This window comes from Streptomyces sp. TRM68367 (assembly GCF_014495685.1).
GTDB lineage: Bacteria > Actinomycetota > Actinomycetes > Streptomycetales > Streptomycetaceae > Streptomyces.
In genome coordinates this window covers 251,233-272,666 of the sequence record NZ_JACTVI010000001.1, presented here as the reverse complement: position 1 = coordinate 272,666, position 21,434 = coordinate 251,233, and the positions used below count along the sequence as shown (strand labels likewise).

Genomic DNA, 21,434 nt, shown 5'->3' with positions numbered 1-21,434 from the left:
ACTCGGTCCGCCCGGGGGCGCGACGACGACCAGTTCAGCAGCAGTGGCTGACCAGGAGGCAAGCAGTGAACAGGGATCGGTCCGAGTACAACGGCGGCAGCCCTTCCTCGGACGGGGACGATCACGAGGTGGATCTCACCGGCGAGTTCGAAATCGTCTACACGCCTCCCGCCTGGTACGCCCAAAGCACGGGGGGCGGCTCCACAGCCGGCGACCAGCAGGACGCCGGGCCACCACCGCCGGCCGGTCCTCCCGCCGGGCCGCCAGGCGGTCCCGCGGCGCAGGGCCCCGCATCGCACCCTTCCGTACCGGCGCAGCCGCCCGCACAGCCGGCACGGCCCGCACAGGGCGTACCGCAACCGCCCGCACAGCCCTCGCAGCCCTCGCAGCCCGCCCAGCCTTCGCCGCCCGCTCAGGCCCAGGGCGCGCCCGGCGCGCCCCAGCAGGGCTCCGCCACGGGTGGCTACGGATTTCCGCAGCAGCCCGCGCCGGGCGCCGCCCCCGCGCCGGGCGGGTACGGCTACCCCCAGCAGGCGGGAGCCCGTGCGCCCCAGCCGAGCCAGGACACGTCGGGTGGGCAGGGAGCGCCCCAGCAGCCCGCGCCTGCCCAGCCGCCCGCCGCCCCCGGCTTCCCCGTGCTGCGTCCGGTCGGCGAGGACACTCAGGGCGGCCCGTCCCAGACCGCCACCCCGGCGGCGGGCGTCCCGGCCGCGGATGCCCCCGAACAGCACGCCCCCGTACGGCCGACGCCCGAGCAGCCGGAGACCGAGGTCAACCATGCCGCCGCCGACTCCGAAGCGGCGCGGCTGTTCGGCGGTGCAGACGACGACGTGGAGTCGGAGACCGAGCGGAGCGACGAGGCGGAGTCGGGTGACTCCGTCGGGTCCGTGTCAGGTGCGGAGGACGACGAGGCGGCGGACGTCCGGTCCGACGCGGACTCCCCCGCCGACCAGGGACTCCCCCCGCTGCCGCAGGGGTTCGTGCCCGCGCACCCCGGGCAGGGCGTACCGCAGCAGGGAGGGCAGCCGGACCAGCAGGCCGCGGCCGGGCAGGCCGGCGGATACGGCTACCCCCAGCCTCCCTCCCCGCCGCAGCCCGGACAGCCCGGGCACCAGGCCCCTCCGCAGGGCTCGTTCGGCCCGGGCCAGCAGCCCGGCTACCCGGCTCAGCAGCCGGGGTACCCGCCGCAGCAGCCCGGGTACCCGCCGCAGCAAGGCGGACAGCCCTCACCGGTTGACCCGCGGCAGGCCCCTCAGCCTCCTCAGGCCCCCCAGCCGGCACAGCCGCACGCCGGACCCCCCCAGGCCGCCGGTTACGGCTACCCACAGCAGGCCCCCCAGCCCGCACAGCCGGCACAGCCCGGCCAGCCCGGCCAGCCCGGCCAGCCCGGCCAGCCCGGCCAGCCCGGTTACGACTATCCGCCCCAGCAGGCGCCCCACCCCGCGCAGGCCGGTTATGGATATCCGCCCCAGCAGGCGGGCTACGGCTACCCGCAGCCCGCCCAGCCGCAGCAGCAGCCCGCACCCAACCAGCAGTCTCCGGCCCAGCCCCAGCCCCAGCCCCAGCCCCAGCCCCAGCAGTCCGATGCCCCGCCCGCCGCCTACGGCAACCAGGGCTGGACCGCCCCGCCGGGCCCCCAGGCCGGACCCGGTGCTCCCCAGCAGCAGGCCGCGCCCGGCACCCCGCTCGGCTACAACGCGGCCGTGGAGCTCTCCTCCGACCGTTTGCTGCGCAACCAGCCCAAGGCCCGTAAGAACAACGCGGGCCCGTCCCGCTTCAAGTTCGGCGCCAAGAAGGAGGAGGCGGAGCGGCAGCGGAAGCTGGGCCTGATCCGTACGCCGGTGATGTCCTGCTACCGGATCGCGGTGATCAGCCTCAAGGGCGGTGTCGGCAAGACCACGACGACCATGTCGCTCGGCGCCACGCTCGCCACCGAGCGTCAGGACAAGATCCTGGCGATCGACGCCAACCCGGACGCCGGCACCCTCGGCCGACGGGTCCGGCGCGAGACGGGCGCCACCATCCGCGACCTGGTTCAGGCGATCCCGCAGCTGAACAGCTACATGGACATCCGCCGCTTCACCTCGCAGGCGCCCTCGGGGCTCGAGATCATCGCCAACGACGTGGACCCGGCGGTCTCCACCACCTTCAACGACCAGGACTACCGAGCCGCGCTCGACGTGCTGGGCAGGCAGTACCCGATCATCCTCACGGACTCGGGTACCGGTCTGCTCTACAGCGCGATGCGCGGGGTCCTCGACCTCGCCGACCAGTTGATCATCATCTCCACCCCCTCGGTGGACGGCGCGAGCAGCGCCTCGACCACGCTCGACTGGCTGTCGGCGAACGGATTCGCCGACCTCGTCCAGCGGTCGGTCACCGTGATCTCCGGTGTCCGCGAGACGGGCAAGATGATCAAGGTGGAGGACATCGTCGCGCACTTCGAGACCCGCTGCCGCGGTGTCCTCGTGGTGCCCTTCGACGAACACCTCGCGGCAGGCGCCGAGGTGGACCTCGACATGATGCGTCCCAAGACCCGCGAGTCCTACTTCGATCTCGCCGCCCTCATCGCCGAGGACATCGCCCGTACGCAGCAGGGCTTCGGCAACCCGAACATGCAGTACCAGCATCCCCAGCAGGGGTACGCGCCCCCGCAGCAGCAGCCCTACGCCCAGCCCGGCGGCGCCCCCCAGCCGGGGCAGGGCTGGCAGCAGCCGCCGCAGCAGCAGCCCGAGCAGGGCCAGGGCTGGCAGCAGCAGCCCCAGGATCCGCAGCAGGGCGCCGTACCGCCCGGCTGGACGCAGCAGTAGAGCGACCCCGCAAACCGCCCCGTCCATCACCCGATCGGCCCCTTTCGAGCGGCCGATCCCTTTCCCGGCCCGCGCCGTTCCTCCGGCGCGGGCCGGTCCGCGTCCCGGAGCCCTCCCGGAGCCCTCCCGTGGCCAAAACCCGTCGTCAGGCCCCGACCAGCAACGCGTCAGTGGTCTTGACCAATGGCCGAAAAATCCACGTCAATTCGTTATTTCCGCAGGCCACATGGGGTGCACGCGCCGTTGACGCCCGCAGACACCGCTGATAGACACACTCATCATTCACCTGATCAACCCCTCTTTCCCGTGCGAGCGATGACGCGAGGTCACCGACCCATGGACACAAAGACAGGTAGTTCCCCGGGCCGCGTCCGGCTCGTCGCGGCGGCCGGTGCGGCCGCGCTCACCCTCACCGCCGGGCTCGCGACCCCGCTCAACCCGGCACCGCAGCAGGCCCGCGCGGCCGACGAGGGCAAGAAGGTGCTCACCGTCGCGGTGGCGCAGAGCGTCGACTCGCTCAGCCCGTTCCTGGCAGTCCGGCTACTCAGTACGAGCATGTTCCGACTCACGTACGAGTACCTGACCAACTACGACGCCAAGGACAACCGCGTCATCCCGGGCCTGGCCACCAAGTGGGAGTCGTCCTCGGACAAGCTGACCTGGACGTACACGATCCGCTCCAACTCCAAGTGGTCGGACGGGAAGCAGGCCACCGCCGAGGACGCGGCGTGGACCTTCAACACGATGATGAGGGACCCGGCCGCGGCCACCGCCAACGGCAACTTCGTCGGCAACTTCCGCAGGGTCACCGCGCCGAGCCCCACCAAGCTGGTCGTCGAGCTGAAGCAGCCGCAGTCCACGATGACCGCGCTGGACGTGCCGATCGTGCCCAAGCACGTCTGGGAGAAGGTCACCGACTTCTCCAAGTTCAACAACGACAAGAGCTTCCCCGTGGTCGGGAACGGGCCGTTCATCCTGACCGGCTACAAGCCCGACAGCTTCGTGCGCCTGAAGGCCAACAAGAACTTCTGGCGCGGCGCACCGAAGTTCGACGAGCTGGTCTTCCGCTACTACAAGGACCAGGACGCCGCGGTCGCCGCCCTGCGCAAGGGCGAGGTCTCCTTCGTCGCCGGGCAGCCGGCCCTGACACCCGCTCAGGCCGCGTCCCTGGAGGGCCAGGAGAACATCAAGGTCAACGACGCCCCCGGGCGCCGCTTCTACGCCCTCGCCACCAACCCGGGCGCGCGGGCGAAGAACGGCCAGAAGTTCGGTGACGGCCACCCGTCACTGCTGGACCAGCGGGTGCGGCACGCGCTGTTCATGGCGGTCGACCGCAGGACCATCATCGACAAGGTGTTCCAGGGGCACGCCGTCGAGGGCGCGGGCTACATCCCGCCACGTTTCTCGCCGTACTACTGGAAGCCGTCGGCCGCCCAGAAGCTGGCGTACGACCCGGCGAAGGCGGGCCGGCTCCTCGACCAGGCGGGCTACAAGCGGGGCGGCGACGGCAAGCGCGTCGGCAAGGACGGCAAGCCGATCACCTACCGCGTGCTGTGTCACGCCACCGACCCGAACGACAAGGCGGTCGGCAAGTACCTCCAGGAGTGGTGGGGCAAACTCGGCATCGGGGTGAGCCTGAACTGCCTGGACAACGTCACCGATCCCTGGCTCGCCGGCGAGTACGACCTCGCCTTCGACGGCTGGTCCGTCAACCCCGACCCGGACTTCGTCCTGTCCATCCACACCTGCGCGGCCCTCCCGGCGACGCCGAAGGACACCGGGGCCACGGACAACTTCATCTGCGACAAGAAGTACGACGACCTCTACGCCCGGCAGCTCGCCGAGTACGACCCGGCCAAACGGGCGGACATCGTCAAGCAGATGGAGTCGCGGCTGTACGACCTCGGGTACATGAACGTCATGGCATACCCGAACGCGGTCGAGGCGTACCGCACGGACCAGATCGAGTCGATCGCGACCATGCCGGCGAAGGCGGGCAACATCTACGGCCAGGACGGCTACTGGAGCTGGTGGTCGGCGGTTCCGGCGGACTCCGGCGGCTCCTCGGGCGGTTCGTCGTCGACGGGGGTCGTGGTCGGGATCGTGGCGGGTGTCGTCGTCCTCGCGGGGCTCGGCGGGTTCGCGGTGATGCGCCGCCGGGCCACCGCCGAGGACCGCGAGTAGCCGGGCGAGTGGGCGCTCATGACCGCTGACGCGCCATCGGCGCTGGTCGAGAAGTCGGAGCCGGACGGCGGGCCCCGGGCACGCCGGGGCACGGCGTACCCGCGGTATCTGGCGGGCAAGGTGGCGGGCGCGGCCGTATCGCTGCTGGCCGTGCTCGTCACCAGCTTCTTCCTGTTCCGGCTGATCCCCGGCGACCCGGTGAAGGCCATGACGGGCGGGCGCCAGGTGTCGGCGGAGCAACTCGCCCACTACCGCGAGGAGTTCGGGCTCGATCTGCCGTTGTGGCGGCAGTTCACCGACTACTGCGGCAAGGCGCTCACCGGTGACTTCGGGACGTCGTACCAGTTCAACGCGCCCGTCCTCGACAAGATCACCGAGGCGCTGCCGAACACGCTGCTGCTGACCGGCACCGCCTTCGTCCTCTACACCGCGCTCGGCATCCTCCTCGGAACCCGCTCGGCCTGGCGGCACGGCAGGCTCGGCGACCGGCTCAACACGGGCCTCGCGCTGACGCTGTACTCCATCCCCTCCTTCTGGCTCGGGCTACTGCTGATCATCACGCTGTCGGTGGGCATCGGCCCACTGCCCGGGCTGTTCCCGACCGGCGGCATGGAGTCGGGTGGCAAGGAGGGCTTCGCGTACGTCGTGGACGTCGCCCACCATCTGGTCCTGCCGGTGGTGACGCTGGTGGCCGTGGAGTACGGGCAGACGCTGCTGGTCACCCGGTCGGCGCTGCTGGACGAGATGGGCGGCGACTATCTGACCACCGCGCGGGCCAAGGGGCTGCGCGACGACCTCGTACGGCGGCGGCACGCCGTGCCGAACGCGCTGCTGCCGACGGTGACGCTGATCTTCATCAACCTCGGCCGGACCGTGGCGGGCGTGATCCTGGTCGAGACGGTCTTCTCGTGGCCGGGGCTCGGCGGACTGTTCTACCAGGCGCTCAGCGTGCCCGATCTGCCGCTGGTGCAGGGGCTGTTCTTCGTGTTCGCCGCCGCGGTGATCCTGATGAACACGCTCGCCGATCTGATCTATCCGCTGCTCGATCCCCGGGTGGGCCGATGACGACGACCGACACGACCGTGGGCCCGCGCGCGCTCGCCCGGCAGCGGCGCCGGGCGTCCGCGGCGCGCTTCTGGCGGCAGTACCGCACCCACAGGGCCGGACTGTTCGGCCTCGCCGCGCTTCTGCTCTTCGCGTTGCTGGCGCTGACCGCGCCGCTGTTCGTCGGCTCCGACGTGAGCAGTGTGACCGGCGCGCCGGGGCGCCCGCTGGAGAGTCCGAGCGCGGAATTCCCGCTCGGCACGGACCAGTTCGGCCGGAACCTGCTCGGCCTGCTGGTGTGGGGTGCGCGGGTGTCGCTGCTGGTGGGGCTGCTGGCCGCCGTGCTGTCGGTGGCCATCGGCACGCTGATCGGGGTCACGGCCGGGCACTTCCGGGGCTGGTACGCGACGGTGGTCATGCGGGTCACCGACTGGTTCCTGGTCATGCCGACGCTGGTGCTGGCGATCGCGCTGGCCACCGTGATGTCCCGTTCGCTGACCACGATCGTCGTGGCGATCGGCGTGACGACGTGGCCGACGACGGCCCGGCTGGTGCGGGCGCAGACGCTGGCGGTGGAGACCCGGCCGTACATCGAGCGCGCGAAGGCGCTCGGCGGCGGTCACTGGCACATCATGACGCGGCACGTCCTGCCCAACGTCATGCCGCTGGTGCTGGCCCAGACGACGCTGATCATCTCCTCGGCGATCCTGGCGGAGGCCACGCTGGCCTTCCTCGGCCTCGGCGATCCGACGATCGTCTCGTGGGGCGGGCTGCTGCAGGACGCGCGGGAGGCGGGGGCGGTCAGTGCCGGGCACTGGTGGTATCTGGTGCCGCCGGGCATCGCGATCGCGGTGGTGGCGCTGGCGTTCACGCTGTGCGGGCGGGCCGTGGAGTCGGTCCTCAATCCACGGCTGGGGGTGGCGCGATGAGTCTGCTGGAAGTCAGGGACCTGACGGTGACGTACGCCGGTGGGGCCGCCGCCGTGCGCGGGGTGGACCTGCGCCTGGACGCGGGCCAGAAGCTCGGGCTGGCCGGGGAGTCGGGCTGCGGCAAGTCCACGCTGGCGCTGGGCCTGCTGCGGCTGCTGCCTGCGGGGACGCGGATCACCGGCGAGATCCTCCTCGACGGCGAGGACGTGCTGACGATGAGATGGGGCCGGGTGCGGGCGGTCCGCTGGGCCGGTGCCTCCATCGTCTTCCAGGGGGCGATGCACTCCCTCAACGCCGTGCACCGTATCGGCGACCAGATCGCCGAGCCGATCCTGCTGCACCGGAAGGCGACGCCGGCGGGCGCGAAGCGGAAGACCGGCGAACTGCTGGAGCACGTCGGACTGCCCGCCGCCCGCGCGGACGCCTACCCGCACGAACTGTCCGGCGGACAGCGCCAGCGCGTCATGATCGCCATGGCGCTGGCCTGCGACCCGGCGCTGGTCATCGCCGACGAGCCGACCACCGCGCTCGACGTGATGATCCAGGCGCAGATCCTGCGGCTGATCGAACAGCTCGTCGCCGAGCAGGACCTTGGCCTGATCATGATCAGCCACGACCTGGCCGTCCTCGCCGACACCTGCGACCGGCTCGCGGTGATGTACGCGGGCCGGGTGGTGGAGGAGGGCCCGGCCGGGCAGGTCTACGAGGACGCCCGGCACCCCTACGCCGAGGCCCTGTCGGCGGCGTTCCCGCGCATCGGCGACCCGTCCTCCCGCTTCGCACCGCGTGGGTTGGCAGGCGACCCACCGGATCCGGCGGCACTGCCGTCGGGCTGCACGTTCCATCCGCGGTGCCCCGTGGCGTTGGATACGTGCGGGAGGGAGGATCAGCCGCTGCGGGAGGCGGGGGTGGAGCGGTGGGTGGCTTGCGTGCGGGTGGGGGCAGGGGTGGATTCGGGGAGCTTGGAGTCCGGGGCGTCCGAGGCGGTTCCCGAAGTGCCGCGCGTCGACTCGGAAGCAGCAGCGGAACCACCGGAACCCCAGAACCCCGGCGAATCCGAAGCAACGGCGGAACCACCGGAACCCCGGAATCCGGGTGGGCCGGAAGCCCTGGAGAAAGCGAGGCGCAGCGCCCCATGACGACCTCTCCCGCCGTCCCCCGCACCACCGCCACGGCGCCCCTGCTCAGCGCCCGCGCGCTGCACGTCACCTTCCCCGGGCGGCACGGCGCCGCCCGCGCCCGCGCGGTGGACGGCGTCGACCTCGACATCCGCCCCGGCGAGATCGTCGCGCTGGTCGGCGAGTCGGGCTGCGGCAAGACGACGCTGGCCCGCTCACTGCTGGGCCTGGTCGAGCCGACCGCCGGTCAGGTCACCTTCGACGGGCGCCCGCTGGAGTACTCGGGCCGGGCCCTGAAGGCGTACCGCAGGCGCGTCCAGCTGGTGCTGCAGGACCCGAGCGGCTCGCTCAACCCACGGCACACGGTGTATGACGCGGTGGCCGAGGGACTGCGCATCCACGGGTACGGCGGGGACGAGCGGACGGCGGTCGCCGAGGCCCTGTCCCGCGCCGGGCTGCGGCCCCCGGAGCGCTTCTTCCTGCGCTACCCGCACGAGCTCTCCGGCGGCCAGCGCCAGCGCGTCGTCATCGCGGGCGCGCTGGTCCTGGAACCGGAACTCCTCGTCGCCGACGAGCCGGTGGCCTCCCTCGACGCCTCGGTGCGCGGCGAGATCCTGGCCCTGCTGCTGCGCCTGCGCACCGAACTCGGCCTGTCCGCGCTGGTCGTCACGCACGACCTGGGGCTGGCCTGGAACATCGCGGACCGGGTCGCCGTGATGTACCTGGGCCGGATCGTGGAGACGGGCGCGGTCGAGCAGGTCCTGACAACGCCCCGTCACCCCTACACCCAGGCCCTCCTGTCCGTCCTCCCCGAGGCCCCGGGCACCCCACTCATCCTCACCGGCGAACCCCCCGATCCCTCCCGCATCCCCTCCGGCTGCCGCTTCCACGCCCGCTGCCAGATCCTGGCGAACGGCGAGGCGGAACGGGCAGGAGTAGCCGAGGCCTGCCGCGGACGAGACCTGGACATCCTCGACGGCGCCGGGCAAACCCAGGTGGCCTGCCACTGGGCGAGAACCCTCGAAAAGTAGGCCGCCCACGGCTCCCCGGCCCGCCCTGGGCCACGGCTTCGGCCGGTAGCGGTCGCGGCCAGGAGCGGTCGCAGCTTCGGGCGAGCCACTGCCGCGGGCCACCGCCCGGCGGACGACTACGCGCCTCGCCACGACGCGGGGAGCAGACGACGGCGCACCCCCACCCCCTAGCGTCGCGCGCCGTCGTTGCGTGCGGGTGTGCGGGTGTGCGGGTGTGCGGCGCCTGCCCGCGGTTTGGGCGGCGACCCACCCACTCCCGGCCCACATCAACGCCGGGCAAGCCGCAAAACCACTCCTATCCGTCCGCCGCCGCCACCAGCTCCCGGCACCGCTTGACGTCCTCGGCCATCTGCTCCAGCAGCGCGTCCAGCGTGTCGAACTTGGCCTGCCCGCGCACGAAGGCCTGGAAGTCCACGGCCACATGCAGGCCGTACAGATCCAGCCCCACCCGGTCGATGGCGTACGCCTCCACCGTGCGCTCGGTCCCCTCGAACTGCGGGTTCGTACCGACGGAGATCGCGGCCGGCATCGCCTCCCCCTGCGCGTGCAGCCAGCCGGCGTAGACGCCGTCCGCCGGGATCGCGGTGTGCGGCAGGGTCTCGACGTTCGCCGTCGGGAAACCCAGCTCGCGGCCACGCTGCGCACCGCGTACGACGATGCCCTCGACACGGTGCGGACGGCCCAGGATCTCGGCGGCACCCTCGACATCGCCCTCGGCGATCAGCCGCCGCGTCAGGGTCGAGGAGAACGGCTGCCCGCCGCCCGCCTCACCGGTGACGTACAGATCGACGACCTCGACCGCGAAGTCGTACACCTTGCCCTGCTCGGCGAGGAACTCGACGTTCCCCGCGGCCCGGTGCCCGAACCGGAAGTTGGGTCCCTCGACGACCGCCCTCGCGTGCAGCTTGTCGACCAGCACCTTGACCACGAAGTCGGCCGGGGACAGCTTCGAGAACTCGGTCGTGAAGGGGAGGATCAGCACCGCGTCCACCCCCAGCTCGGCCATCAGCTCGGCACGCCGGTGGTGCGGCGCGAGCAGCGGCGGGTGGCTGCCGGGCCGGACGACCTCGCTGGGGTGCGGGTCGAAGGTGACGCCGACGGCGGGAACGCCCAGCTCACGGGCGCGGTCCACGGCGTGCCGGATGATCAGCTGGTGTCCCCGGTGCACTCCGTCGTAGGAGCCGATGGTGACGACGCTGCGCCCCCAGTCCTGGGGGATGTCCTCCAAGCCACGCCAGCGCTGCACTGTGCCTGCTCCTTGTCGCAAACTCGTCGAACCCGTGTCCGTGGGTGCCTTGTACGCAGGTCTAAGGGTGCCATGCCGGGTGCCACCGTCCCGCATCGGTATGAGGGCTGTGACGGGCCGCACGCACCGCACGCACCACACAGCCGCGGGTTCACGCAGGGACACGGGCACCGACGAGGTTCTCGATCATCCGGCGGGCGCTGGGCCCCACCACGGCGGCCCAGTCCTGCGGTGCCTCGGCCAGCCAGCCGGCCACGCGGGCGGCGAAGCCGGGCACGTGGCGGCTCAGGTCGACCAGGCCGCGGTCGAAGCGGGCGGCGCCGTCCGGCGTCCGCACGAGCAGGAGACCGGTGCGGTGGACGAGGGCACGCAGGTCGTCGCCGCTGCCCAGCGCGGCGGCGTGCAGCAGCGCGTCCAGGACGGCCGGCTCGTGCTCGTGGGCCAGGAGGACATCGAGCAGCTCGCGGCGCAGCGGCCCGGAGGCGGGGGCGCCGGGCGCGGCAAGCACACCGGCGAGGGCAGCCCGTACCGGTTCCGGGCCGCCGTCCAGCAGGCCGGTGACCAGCGGCAGCAGCACGGCACGCGCGTCGGGCCCCTGGTCGAGGCGCCGGTCGACGTACGCGGCCACGTGCCCGGCCAGCTCCGGCCGCTGCTGCACGGCCGCCCGCACCAGGGCTGCGACCCGGCGGGCCAGCGACGGCGTGGTGACGTCGGCGAGGGTGCGTAGCGCGGCCCCGGCGTCGGGCCGGGTCAGCCGGGTCCGGAAGGCGTCCAGGACCGGCTCGGGGTGGGTGGTGAGGGCGGCGACCAGGGCGCTCGGCGGGAACTGCGGGTCGCCGTCCGCGAAGCGCTGGAGCGCCTGTGTGAGATGGCGGCCCCGGGTGCTCGGGTCGCGGACGAGGAGGGCGAGCGCGCCGCCGTACACGTTGCAGTCGGCTGGGCGGGCGAGCAGGGAGAGGGCGGCGTAGCGCAGCAGTTCACGGTCTGCTTCGGTGCGTACGTGCGGGGCGGTGCGCAGCCCGTACGCCACCGCCGCGACCCGCCGCGCCGGCCGCTCGTCGTGCGCCCACCGGTCCACGGCCCGGCACAGCACCGACGGCTCCTCCTCCGCCAGCACCGCGAGCAGCTGGTCGCCCCGCCGGTGCGCGGTCTCGACGAGCACCTCCGTCAGTTCGGCCAGGGCGCGGTGCCGGTGGGTGTGCAGCAGCGCCTGCGCGGCCTCCGCCACGGTCGCGTGCGGGGTGGCGGGCAGCGGCCGCTCGTCGTCGAACCAGCGCGCGAGATGGCGTTGTACGGCGATGGGGTCGGCGACGAGGAGACGGGCGACGGCGTCCAGGAAGCGGGGGCCGGTCTCGCCGGGTGGGCCGTCAGCGAGGACGAGCCGGCGCAGCAGCTCGAAGCGCAGGTCCTCCGGCAGCGGCAGCGCGGTCCAGAAACCGGGTCCGAGCGCGCCGGGCACGGCCCGCCGCTGCCGTCGCCGGTCCACGATCCGGTCGGCGAGCTGCCGCAGCAGCCCGGTGTACGGCGTGAGATCCGGCACCCGCAGCAGGGTCTCGGTGAGCAGCCGGGCGGCCCACCAGGAGTCGGGGTCGGCGTCCAGGGCGAGCGCCAGCTCCGCCAGGCGCTGGGCGAGCCGGTCGGTGCCCTCCTGGCGGGCCAGGAGCAGCAGGGCCTGGACGACGGGGCCGATGCGGTGGTGCGGCACGGGCAGGGCGTGCGCGAGGTGCGGGGTGTGGCGGCGGTGGACCAAGGCGCGCAGGGCCTCGTCCAGGTCGAGGTGCGTGCCGTGGATCCAGTCGGCGAGCTCCTCGTGGGCGAAGCGGTAACCGGCGCCGGCGGGCACGAGCAGGCCCTCGGTCAGGACGGCGGACGCCCAGCCGGTGCCGCCGCCGAGCCGGGCCGGTGCGGGTCCCCACGGGAACACCGCCTCGAACCCCGCCCGGTCCAACTCGCCCTGCCCCGGCCCGAGACTGCGCCGCGCAGCCTCGTGCACCTGCCCGGCAACCTTCGCCGCGAGCCGCCGCACAGCGGTGCCGCGCAGCCCGTTCTCGGCGGCCAGACGAACGGCGACGCGCAGGCACATCAGGTCCAGGTAGGCCGACAGGACGTCATGCCGGTCGACACGCGCGGAGGGCGCGTCGGGCAGGGCTGCGCGGACCTCGGCCAGGAGACGGAGGGTGAGGGGATGTCGGGCGTCGGGACCGGCGAGGACCCCGTCGGGGATGCCGTAGCGCACGCGGGCCAGAAGGGCCTCGTCCTCGCACAGATCTCCGAGGCGCACGCAGGGCGGGAAGCCGTCGGGAGCTGCGCCGCCGGGGAAGCCGCCGCCAGGGGCCGCGCCACCATGAAGACCGTCCCCGCACGCCGCCCCGCCAGGGGAACCCTCGCTGGGCGCCGCGCCACCAGGGAAACCGTCCGCGGGGGCCGCCCCGCGAGGGAGACGGTCACCAAGAGGTGCCCCGCCAGGGGCCGCGCCACCACGGAAGCGCTCGCCACCGGCAGCTCGGCCACGGATGCCCTCGCCAGGGGACCCCCCGCCGGAAAAGCCGCCCTCCGGGGACGCTCCGCCGGGACAGGCGCCCTCGCAGGCCGCCCCGCCAGACCCCCCTTCCGCGCCCCCGGCCGTCGGGCAGGCGGCGACGTCCCGCCCCCCGTGCAGCAGCTCCGGCGGAAACTCCGCCCCGGCCACCTCCCAGTACTCCGCCCTGCACGCCACCACCAGCCGTGCCCCCGTCGCCAGCAGCCACCGTGCCGTGCCGTCGGTCCAGTCGGCGAGGCGGTGGGCCAGTACGGGCGGCATTTCCTCGGGGCCGTCGAGGAGGAGCAGCAGGGGGCGGCCGGCGGCGCGGGAGAGGCGGGCGAGGCGTTCCGGGCTGGTGTCGCCGAGGTCGGTGGGGCGGGGGGCGCGGGAGGCGGCGACGATGCGCGCGGCCCGGGTCAGGGCCCGGCGCGCTGCGTCCGCCACCGAGGTGTCGTCGTCCCGCAGGTCGGCGCCGCGCAGCCACAGGGTCGGCTGCGCGCACCGGCCGCGCCGCGCGGCGAGCGCCGCGAGTTCGGTCGTACGGCCGCTGCCGGGCACCCCGACGAGGCCGAGGACGGCGGCCGGGCCCGCGGTGAACGCCGCGAACTCCCGTGCCGTCGCCTCCCGCTCGACCGGCTGCACGGCCCCCGGCCCGACCGGCGTGTCCGGTGGGCCGTCCTGGGCCACCGAGGTGGCGGTGAGTTCCAGGATTCCGGCGAGGTTGAGGTCGGCGCCGTACGCGGGCACGGTGGCCGCGTTCTCGGCGAGCAGCCCCGCGAGCGGGCCGTCCTCGGCCGGTCGCAGGGGTACGGCGAAGCCGACGTCGCAGTGGCTGGAGCGGAGCGCGGTGCCGAGGACGCCGAGCACGGCGCCGGTGCCGGCGTCGAGCACCGGGCCTCCGGCCGCGCCGCCGCCGAGCCGCAGCGCGTCCCGGCCCGCCGTGCCGATGGCCAGCTCCAGGGCGTCGGCGACGGGGTGGCGGCAGTCCGTCGCCGTGTACGTCACGTCGGTCGCGCCGAGCACCCGCGCCTCACGCCAGCCGCCGGCGGCGATCCGCACGTAGGTGCCGGCGTCGATCCGGTCCCGCGCGGTGACCGGCAAAGGAGCCCCGCTGAGGCCCTCGCTACGGACCAGCGCCAAGCCCTGCGCGGGCAGCGGAGTCACGACGTCGGCGGCCACGACACAGCGGCGGTCCCCGGCGTGCAGCACGAGCATGGGCAGGCCGTCGACGGCTTCGTGACTGGTGAGCAGGGTGCCGCGGTGATCGACCAGGAACCCGGTGCCGCGAGGGCGGCCGGCGAGGTCGTGGATGCGGACCAGGGCGTGGTCGGGGCCACAGGCGCGGGACGCATCAAGGCCGGTCTGGCCGGGCTCGCACGCTTCAGCGTCGCCAGGAGCCTCGCAACCTCCGACAGCGTCGCAGACTCCGGCGCTGCCGCCAGCCGCGCGGACTCCCACGTCGCCGCAGGCCGCGCATGCTCCGATGGTGTCGCAGGCCTCGCGGCCCCAGCTGGCCTCGCCGTTCTTGCCGGCCCCGATTGTCTTGCCGTTCTCGCCACCCCCGCGCGCGTCGGTCTCGGGGCGCCCGCATCCTCGCGCGTGGCGACAGCCGCCGTACGCCGTCCCGAGCGGCCCGACGGCGTCAGCGTGCGTGTTCCGGAGGTCGTCCCGGGATTCCGGTGTGCTGCCGTCTGTCTCCCGGGACCGGTTTCGCGACGTCATCGTCGAACCTCCCCAGCTTGCCCGTGCCCTGTCATCGACGGTAGGCGCGGGATGATCAGCAGGACAGATCGCGCGACGAAAGCGCCCCCCTCCGCTCCCCCTGTTCACTCCGAGCGCCTGCACGGACGGGTGAATGGACGGCAGCGGCTGGATACGCCTAGGGGGTGGGGGAACCGAGGGGGACCGTGGAGCGGCGGCAGTGGCAGCCCCGTGTTCGCCGCTCCACGGGCGGGACGACCGGAGGCGGTCCCCGCCCTGTCTCCGTCAGCCGAAGACGGCCAGGCTCTTGGCCTTGCCGCGCTGCTGCTCGACGAGCGCGAGAAAGCGCTGCTCGGGGCCGAAGGCGGCCACGGGCCCCTTGCCCGCGTACTCGTCGGGCATCTCCAGCCGCACACCGTTGGTGAGCAGCCGGGCCCGCCTGGCGTCGACGTCCCAGCGCGGGAACGCCGCCGCGGCCGCCTCGGCGAGCGGCAGCACGGTCAGCTCCTGCTGGAGTTCGTCGAGGGTGCAGGCAGTATCGATCCGGTACGGCCCGACGCGGGTGCGGCGCAGCGCGGTGAGGTGGCCGCCGACGCCGAGGTCGGCGCCCAGGTCGCGGGCCAGGGCGCGGATGTAGGTGCCGGAGGAGCAGACCACCGACACGACCAGGTCGAGCACGGGGGTGCCGTCGTCGGCGACGGCGTCCCGGACGTCGTACACGGCGAAGGACGAGACCGTGACCGGCCGGGCCGGGATGTCGAAGTCCTCCCCCTCACGGGCCCGCTTGTAGGAGCGCACGCCGTCGATCTTGATGGCGCTGACCTTGGACGGCACCTGCATGATGTCGCCGGTCAGCTTGGCGATCCCGGCGTCGACGGCGTCGCGGGTGACCTTCGAGGCGTCCGTCGACACCGTGACCTCGCCCTCGGCGTCGTCCGTGACCGTGTTCTGGCCCAGGCGGATGGTGCCCAGGTACTCCTTCTCGGTCAGCGCGAGGTGCCCGAGGAGCTTGGTCGCCTTCTCGACGCCGAGGACGAGCACGCCGGTCGCCATCGGGTCGAGCGTGCCGGCGTGCCCGACGCGCCGGGTCCTGGCGATGCCGCGCATCTTGGCGACCACGTCGTGCGACGTGAAGCCCGACGGCTTGTCGACGATGACAAGGCCGTCGGGCGGGGTGGGCTTGCGGTCGTTCATTCGGTGCTGTCGTCCGTCTCGTCGGTGGAGGCGGGCTTCTTGTAGGGGTCGGCCCCACCGGCGTACGTGGCGCCGGTGGCCGTCTGGCGCACCTCCGCGTCGGACTGGCGCGCCTTGTCGAGGAGGTCCTCGATGGTCCGGGCGGTGTCCGGGAGGGCGTCCATGACGAAGGTGAGGGTCGGCGTGAACTTCACACCGGCCGCGCGCCCGACCTCGGAGCGCAGGATGCCCTTGGCGCTCTCCAGACCGGCGGCCGCGGCCTGCCGCTCCTCGTCGTCCCCGTACACCGTGTAGAAGACGGTCGCCTCCCTGAGGTCACCCGTGACCCGGGTGTCCGTGATGGTGACGTGCGTGCCGAGCCGCGGGTCCTTGATCCCGCGCTGCAGCTTCTGGGCCACCACCTCTCGGATGAGGTCCGCCAGCCTCTTAGCCCGCGCGTTGTCGGCCACTGGTCCGTCTCCCGTTCTTTCCTGTCTGTGTTTCCTGGGCTGTGGTCGTCAGTCGTCTTCGCCGTGGAAGCGTCGTCTGACCGACAGCAGTTCCACCTCGGGGCGTCCGGCGACCAGCCGTTCACACCGGTCGAGTAGGTCGGTGAGGTGTCCGGCGTCGCCGGAGACCGCCGCGAGGCCGATGAGGGCCCTGCGATGGAGGTCCATGTGGTCGACCTCGGCCGCGCTCACAGCGTATTTGCGCTGGAGTTCGGCGACGATCGGGCGGACGACGGAGCGCTTCTCCTTCAGCGACCGTACGTCGCCGAGGAGGAGGTCGAAGGACAGCGTCCCCACGTACATGTGTGTTCCGGATGACCCGCCGGTGCGGGATCGAAGGTCTCGCAGAACCGTACCCCGTGCCTGCCGGCGGCTCGACCGGATTTGTCCGGGGCTTTGCCCCGGACCCCCGACGCCTGGTGGGGGGTCTCCCGTGTGCCGCGTGTGCGGGTCCGTGGGTGGTTCTCACGCCCACGCGGCGAAGCTGCACATCGATACAGCCCCGCGCCCCTTGAGTTGGGAAACCGCAGGCTGGCCGACGGAGAACCGTGTCCCCGTCGGCCAGCCTCAGAACCGGGCGTTGTTACGCGCGCGGCTTCTCGCGCATCTCGTACGTCGCGATGACGTCGTCGACCTTGATGTCGTTGAAGTTTCCGAGGTTGATACCGCCCTCGAAGCCATCGCGGATCTCGGTGACGTCGTCCTTGAAGCGACGCAGGCCCTCGATCGTGAGGTTCTCCGCGACCACCTTGCCGTCACGGATGAGGCGCGCCTTGGTGTTGCGCCTGACCTCGCCGGAGCGGATGAGCACACCCGCGATGTTGCCCAGCTTGGACGACCTGAAGACCTCGCGGATCTCCGCCGTACCGAGCTCGACCTCCTCGTACTCCGGCTTGAGCATGCCCTTGAGGGCCGCCTCGATCTCCTCGATCGCCTGGTAGATGACCGAGTAGTAGCGGACGTCCACGCCCTCGCGCTCGGCCATCTGCGCCGCACGGCCGGCCGCGCGCACGTTGAAGCCGATCACGATGGCGTCCGAGCCCATCGCCAGGTCGATGTCGGACTCCGTGACCGCACCCACGCCGCGGTGCAGGACCCGGATGTCGACCTCTTCGCCGACGTCCAGCTGGAGCAGGGAGGACTCCAGTGCCTCGACCGAACCAGAAGCGTCGCCCTTGATGATCAGGTTCAGCTGCTGGACCTCGCCGGCCTTCAGCACCTTGTCCAGGTCCTCCAGGGACACGCGGCGCGTGCGCTTGGCGAAGGCCGCGTTGCGCTCGCGGGCGGCGCGCTTCTCCGCGATCTGGCGGGCCGTACGGTCCTCCTCGACCACGATGAAGTTGTCGCCCGCGCCCGGGACGTTGGTCAGACCCAGGACCTGGACCGGCGTGGACGGGCCCGCCTCGGCGACGTTGTTGCCGTTGTCGTCGAGCATGGCGCGGACTCGGCCGTAAGCGTCACCGACGACCATGGTGTCGCCCACGCGCAGCGTGCCGCGCTGGACGAGCACCGTGGCGACGGCACCCCGGCCGCGGTCCAGGCGGGACTCGATCGCGATGCCCTGCGCGTCCTGGGCCGGGTTGGCCCGCAGGTCGAGCGAGGCGTCGGCGGTCAGGATGACCGCTTCCAGCAGCGAGTCGATGTTCAGACCCTGCTTGGCGGAGATGTCGACGAACATCGTGTCGCCGCCGTACTCCTCGGCCACCAGGCCGTACTCGGTCAGCTGACCGCGCACCTTGGTCGGGTCGGCGCCCTCCACGTCGATCTTGTTGACCGCGACGACGATCGGGACCTCGGCGGCCTTGGCGTGGTTGAGCGCCTCGACCGTCTGCGGCATCACACCGTCGTTGGCCGCCACCACGAGGATCGCGATGTCGGTCGACTTCGCACCGCGGGCACGCATGGCGGTGAACGCCTCGTGACCCGGGGTGTCGATGAAGGTGATCTTGCGGTCCTCGCCGTTGACCTCGGTCGCGACCTGGTAGGCACCGATGTGCTGGGTGATGCCACCGGCCTCGCCCGCGATGACGTTCGTCTTGCGGATGGCGTCGAGCAGACGGGTCTTACCGTGGTCGACGTGACCCATGACGGTCACCGACGGCGGACGGACGACCAGGTCCTCCTCGGAGCCCTCGTCCTCGCCGAACTCGATGTCGAAGGACTCGAGCAGCTCGCGGTCCTCCTCCTCCGGGCTGACGACCTGAACCGTGTAGTTCATCTCGCCCGCCAGGAGCTCCAGCGTCTCGTCGGAGACGGACTGGGTGGCGGTGACCATCTCGCCGAGGTTCATCATGACCGCGACGAGGGACGCCGGGTTGGCGTTGATCTTCTCCGCGAAGTCGGTGAGCGACGCGCCGCGGGAGAGACGGATCGTCTCGCCGTTGCCGCGCGGCAGCATCACGCCGCCGACCGACGGGGCCTGCATGGCCTCGTACTCCTGACGGCGCTGCCGCTTCGACTTGCGACCACGCCGCGCGGGACCGCCGGGACGGCCGAAGGCGCCCTGCGTGCCACCGCGACCGCCCGGACCACCGGGACGACCGCCGAAGCCGGGACGGCCACCGCCGCCGGGGCCGCCGCCGAAGCCGCCACCGCCGCCGGGACGACCGGCGAAACCGCCGCCACCGCCCGGACGACCGCCGCCGCCACCGGGACGGCCGGCGAAACCGCCGCCGCCACCCGGACGACCGCCGCCGGGACGACCGGCACCGGCCGGGCCACGGCCGCCGCCACCACCACCAGGGCCGCCGCCAGGACGCGGTCCGGCAGCGGGACGCTGCGGCATCATGCCGGGGTTCGGGCGCGGACCGGCGGAACCGCCGCCGGGACGCGCGCCGCCGCCCTGCGGACGCGGCATCGAGCCCGGGCTCGGACGGTTACCGCCCGGAGCCTGCGGACGCGGGCCGCCGCCCTGGCCGCCGGGCGCCTGCGGACGGGGACCGCCGCCTGCGGGGCCGCCGCCGGGGCGCTGGCCTTGCGGACGCGGCGCCTGCGGGCGCGCCATGCCGGTGGAACCACCGGAGGTGAAGGGGTTGTTGCCCGGACGGGGACCGGACGGACGGGCGCCCGGACGCGGCGACTGGGCACCGGGACGCGGGCCCTGGCCGCCGGGGCGCTGGCCCCGCTGGCCCTGGTCGGAACCGGACGGACGGCCACCGGGCTTGGGGGCACCGGGACGCGCGCCGGGCTTCGGCCCGGACGGGGCCGACGGCGGCGCGGTGAACTCGGGCGCTGCCGGGGCCGGACGCGGCGCGGGCTTCGGACCCGGCGTCGGACGCGGACCCGGGGCCGGCGCGGACGGCGCCGAGGGGGCCGCGGGCTGCTGGGCCGCCGGGGGCTTGGGTGCGGCCGGCCTCGGTGCAGCCGGACGCTCCCCCGCTGGCTTAGCGCCGTGGGAGGTACCCCCACCCTGCGCCGGAGAGGGCGCGGCGGGACGGGGGGTCGCCTTCTTGGGGGCTGCGGGCTTCGCGGCGGACTTGCCGTTGCCACCGCCGCCCTGGAAGGCGTCAGTCAGCTTGCGTACTACGGGCGCTTCGATGGTCGAAGACGCCGAACGGACGAATTCACCGAGTTCCTGGAGCTTGGCCATGACGACCTTGCTCTCGACGCCGAACTCCTTGGCGAGTTCGTAGACCCGGACCTTAGCCACTTCGCTCCTTTGAGGTCCGGGTTGCGGCCGGACCGTCGCTAGTTCATGGGCGTACTCATCGCGTACTCATCGAGTGCTCATCGCAATCTCGACCTGCTTTCGACTCGCGAGGTACCTACACCGCACGGGATTCCGTACGGCACGTCTTACCGTGTTGCCTGCTCAGCAACTGTTGTCCGCTCGACGTATCGGCGCAACGCCTTTGTGTCGAGCGCTCCCGGGGCGCGCAGTGCCCGCGTGAACGCCCGGCGGCGTACCGCCTGGTCGAGACAGACCAGAGCGGGGTGCACATACGCACCCCGGCCGGGCAGCGTACCGCGAGGATCAGGGGCGCATTCACCCTTGATCGCCACGATCCGCAGCAGATCAGCCTTGGCCGCTCGTTCCCGGCACCCCACACAGGTGCGTTCAGGGCATGCTCGGGCGCGTGTCCGGCCAGACACCCTTAAGTCTACCTCCCCGCGCCGACCTCACCCCTTCGGGGTAGGGATCGAACAGCTGTTGTCGTGATCCAACCGGCCTGCGGCTGGGACTATTCCCCGGCCTGCTCGGTGTCCGGCCGGATATCGATCCGCCAGCCGGTGAGCCGGGCGGCGAGCCGGGCGTTCTGGCCTTCCTTGCCGATCGCCAGGGACAGCTGGTAGTCCGGCACCGTCACGCGCGCGGACCGGGTCGCCATGTCCACGACCTCCACCTTGGACACCCGCGCGGGTGACAGCGCGTTGGCGACCATCTCCGCCGGGTCGTCCGACCAGTCGACGATGTCGATCTTCTCACCGTTCAGCTCGCCCATGACGTTGCGCACCCGGCCGCCCATGGGGCCGATGCAGGCGCCCTTGGCGTTCAGGCCGCTGCGGGTGGAGCGGACGGCGATCTTCGTCCGGTGACCGGCCTCACGGGCGATCGCGGCGATCTCGACCGACCCGTCGGCGATCTCCGGCACCTCCAGGGCGAAGAGCTTCTTCACCAGATTGGGGTGCGTGCGGGACAGGGTCACGGACGGGCCGCGGACGCCCTTCGCCACCCGGACGACGTACGACCTCAGCCGCATCCCGTGCGGGTACGTCTCCCCCGGCACCTGCTCCTGCACCGGCAGGATGGCCTCCAGCCTGCCGACGTCGACCAGCACGTTCTTCGGGTCGCGGCCCTGCTGGACGACGCCGGTGACGATGTCGCCCTCGCGTCCGGCGTACTCGCCGAGCGTCGCGTCGTCCTCGGCGTCGCGCAGCCGCTGCAGGATCACCTGCTTGGCGGTGGTGGCGGCGATACGGCCGAAACCCGACGGTGTGTCGTCGAACTCGCGGGGCTCCTGCCCCTCCTGGAGGTCGTCGGGGTCCTCCTTCGCCCACACGGTCACATGTCCGGTCTCCCGGTTGAGCTCCACGCGTGCGTGCCGGCGGCTTCCCTCGGTGCGGTGGTAGGCGATGAGGAGGGCCGACTCGATCGCCTCGACCAGCAGGTCGAAGGAAATCTCCTTCTCCCGTACCAAGCCCCGCAGGGCGCTCATGTCGATGTCCAC

Annotated in this window: 14 protein-coding genes; 6 read left to right on the top strand and 8 right to left on the bottom strand. The window is 72.8% G+C overall.

All coding sequences use genetic code 11. From position 1 onward, the window contains the following. Positions 1-65: 65 nt before the first annotated feature. From H8R17_RS01195 to H8R17_RS01170, 6 genes are all read left to right on the top strand, one after another. Positions 66-2,810: an SCO5717 family growth-regulating ATPase gene (locus tag H8R17_RS01195; protein ID WP_187821186.1), complete on the top strand. Its 2,745-nt coding sequence runs from the start codon at positions 66-68 to the stop codon at positions 2,808-2,810. Positions 2,811-3,146: 336 nt separating this feature from the next. After that, complete coding sequence (locus H8R17_RS01190) at positions 3,147-4,994, top strand: ABC transporter substrate-binding protein (protein ID WP_262504901.1); 1,848 nt, start codon at positions 3,147-3,149, stop codon at positions 4,992-4,994. 18 nt (positions 4,995-5,012) lie between these two features. Continuing rightward, positions 5,013-6,059 (top strand): ABC transporter permease, encoded by a 1,047-nt coding sequence (locus H8R17_RS01185; protein ID WP_187821184.1) that lies wholly within the window; start codon positions 5,013-5,015, stop codon positions 6,057-6,059. Continuing rightward, complete coding sequence (locus H8R17_RS01180; protein WP_187821183.1) at positions 6,056-6,967, top strand: ABC transporter permease; 912 nt, start codon at positions 6,056-6,058, stop codon at positions 6,965-6,967. Before H8R17_RS01185 ends, H8R17_RS01180 begins: the two co-directional genes overlap by 4 nt. Continuing rightward, on the top strand, positions 6,964-8,106 hold the full coding sequence (locus H8R17_RS01175; RefSeq protein ID WP_187821182.1) for an ABC transporter ATP-binding protein: 1,143 nt from the start codon (positions 6,964-6,966) through the stop codon (positions 8,104-8,106). Before H8R17_RS01180 ends, H8R17_RS01175 begins: the two co-directional genes overlap by 4 nt. Beyond that, complete coding sequence (locus H8R17_RS01170; protein WP_187821181.1) at positions 8,103-9,116, top strand: ABC transporter ATP-binding protein; 1,014 nt, start codon at positions 8,103-8,105, stop codon at positions 9,114-9,116. Before H8R17_RS01175 ends, H8R17_RS01170 begins: the two co-directional genes overlap by 4 nt. Before the next feature lie 295 nt (positions 9,117-9,411). Here H8R17_RS01170 and H8R17_RS01165 read toward each other — a convergent pair whose 3' ends face one another. The 8 genes from H8R17_RS01165 to nusA all read right to left on the bottom strand — a co-directional run bounded on the left by H8R17_RS01165 (position 9,412) and on the right by nusA (position 21,434). Then, entirely contained in the window at positions 9,412-10,362 is a 951-nt protein-coding gene (locus H8R17_RS01165; RefSeq protein ID WP_187821180.1) for a bifunctional riboflavin kinase/FAD synthetase, read from the bottom strand. A gap of 151 nt (positions 10,363-10,513) precedes the next feature. After that, positions 10,514-14,605 carry a serine protease gene (locus tag H8R17_RS01160; RefSeq protein WP_262504900.1) on the bottom strand — a complete coding sequence of 1,364 codons (4,092 nt, stop codon included), beginning with the start codon at positions 14,603-14,605 and terminating at the stop codon, positions 10,514-10,516. Between the two features lie 264 nt (positions 14,606-14,869). Further along, positions 14,870-15,778 (bottom strand): tRNA pseudouridine(55) synthase TruB, encoded by a 909-nt coding sequence (gene truB, locus H8R17_RS01155; protein WP_187821179.1) that lies wholly within the window; start codon positions 15,776-15,778, stop codon positions 14,870-14,872. Then, complete coding sequence (gene rbfA, locus H8R17_RS01150; RefSeq protein WP_187821178.1) at positions 15,775-16,227, bottom strand: 30S ribosome-binding factor RbfA; 453 nt, start codon at positions 16,225-16,227, stop codon at positions 15,775-15,777. Before rbfA ends, truB begins: the two co-directional genes overlap by 4 nt. A gap of 48 nt (positions 16,228-16,275) precedes the next feature. After that, positions 16,276-16,569 carry a DUF503 domain-containing protein gene (locus tag H8R17_RS01145; RefSeq protein ID WP_187821177.1) on the bottom strand — a complete coding sequence of 98 codons (294 nt, stop codon included), beginning with the start codon at positions 16,567-16,569 and terminating at the stop codon, positions 16,276-16,278. Between the two features lie 280 nt (positions 16,570-16,849). Continuing rightward, positions 16,850-19,915 carry a translation initiation factor IF-2 gene (gene infB, locus H8R17_RS01140; RefSeq protein ID WP_187821176.1) on the bottom strand — a complete coding sequence of 1,022 codons (3,066 nt, stop codon included), beginning with the start codon at positions 19,913-19,915 and terminating at the stop codon, positions 16,850-16,852. A gap of 146 nt (positions 19,916-20,061) precedes the next feature. Continuing rightward, complete coding sequence (locus H8R17_RS01135; RefSeq protein ID WP_187821175.1) at positions 20,062-20,358, bottom strand: YlxR family protein; 297 nt, start codon at positions 20,356-20,358, stop codon at positions 20,062-20,064. 89 nt (positions 20,359-20,447) lie between these two features. Beyond that, entirely contained in the window at positions 20,448-21,434 is a 987-nt protein-coding gene (gene nusA / locus H8R17_RS01130) for a transcription termination factor NusA (RefSeq protein WP_187821174.1), read from the bottom strand.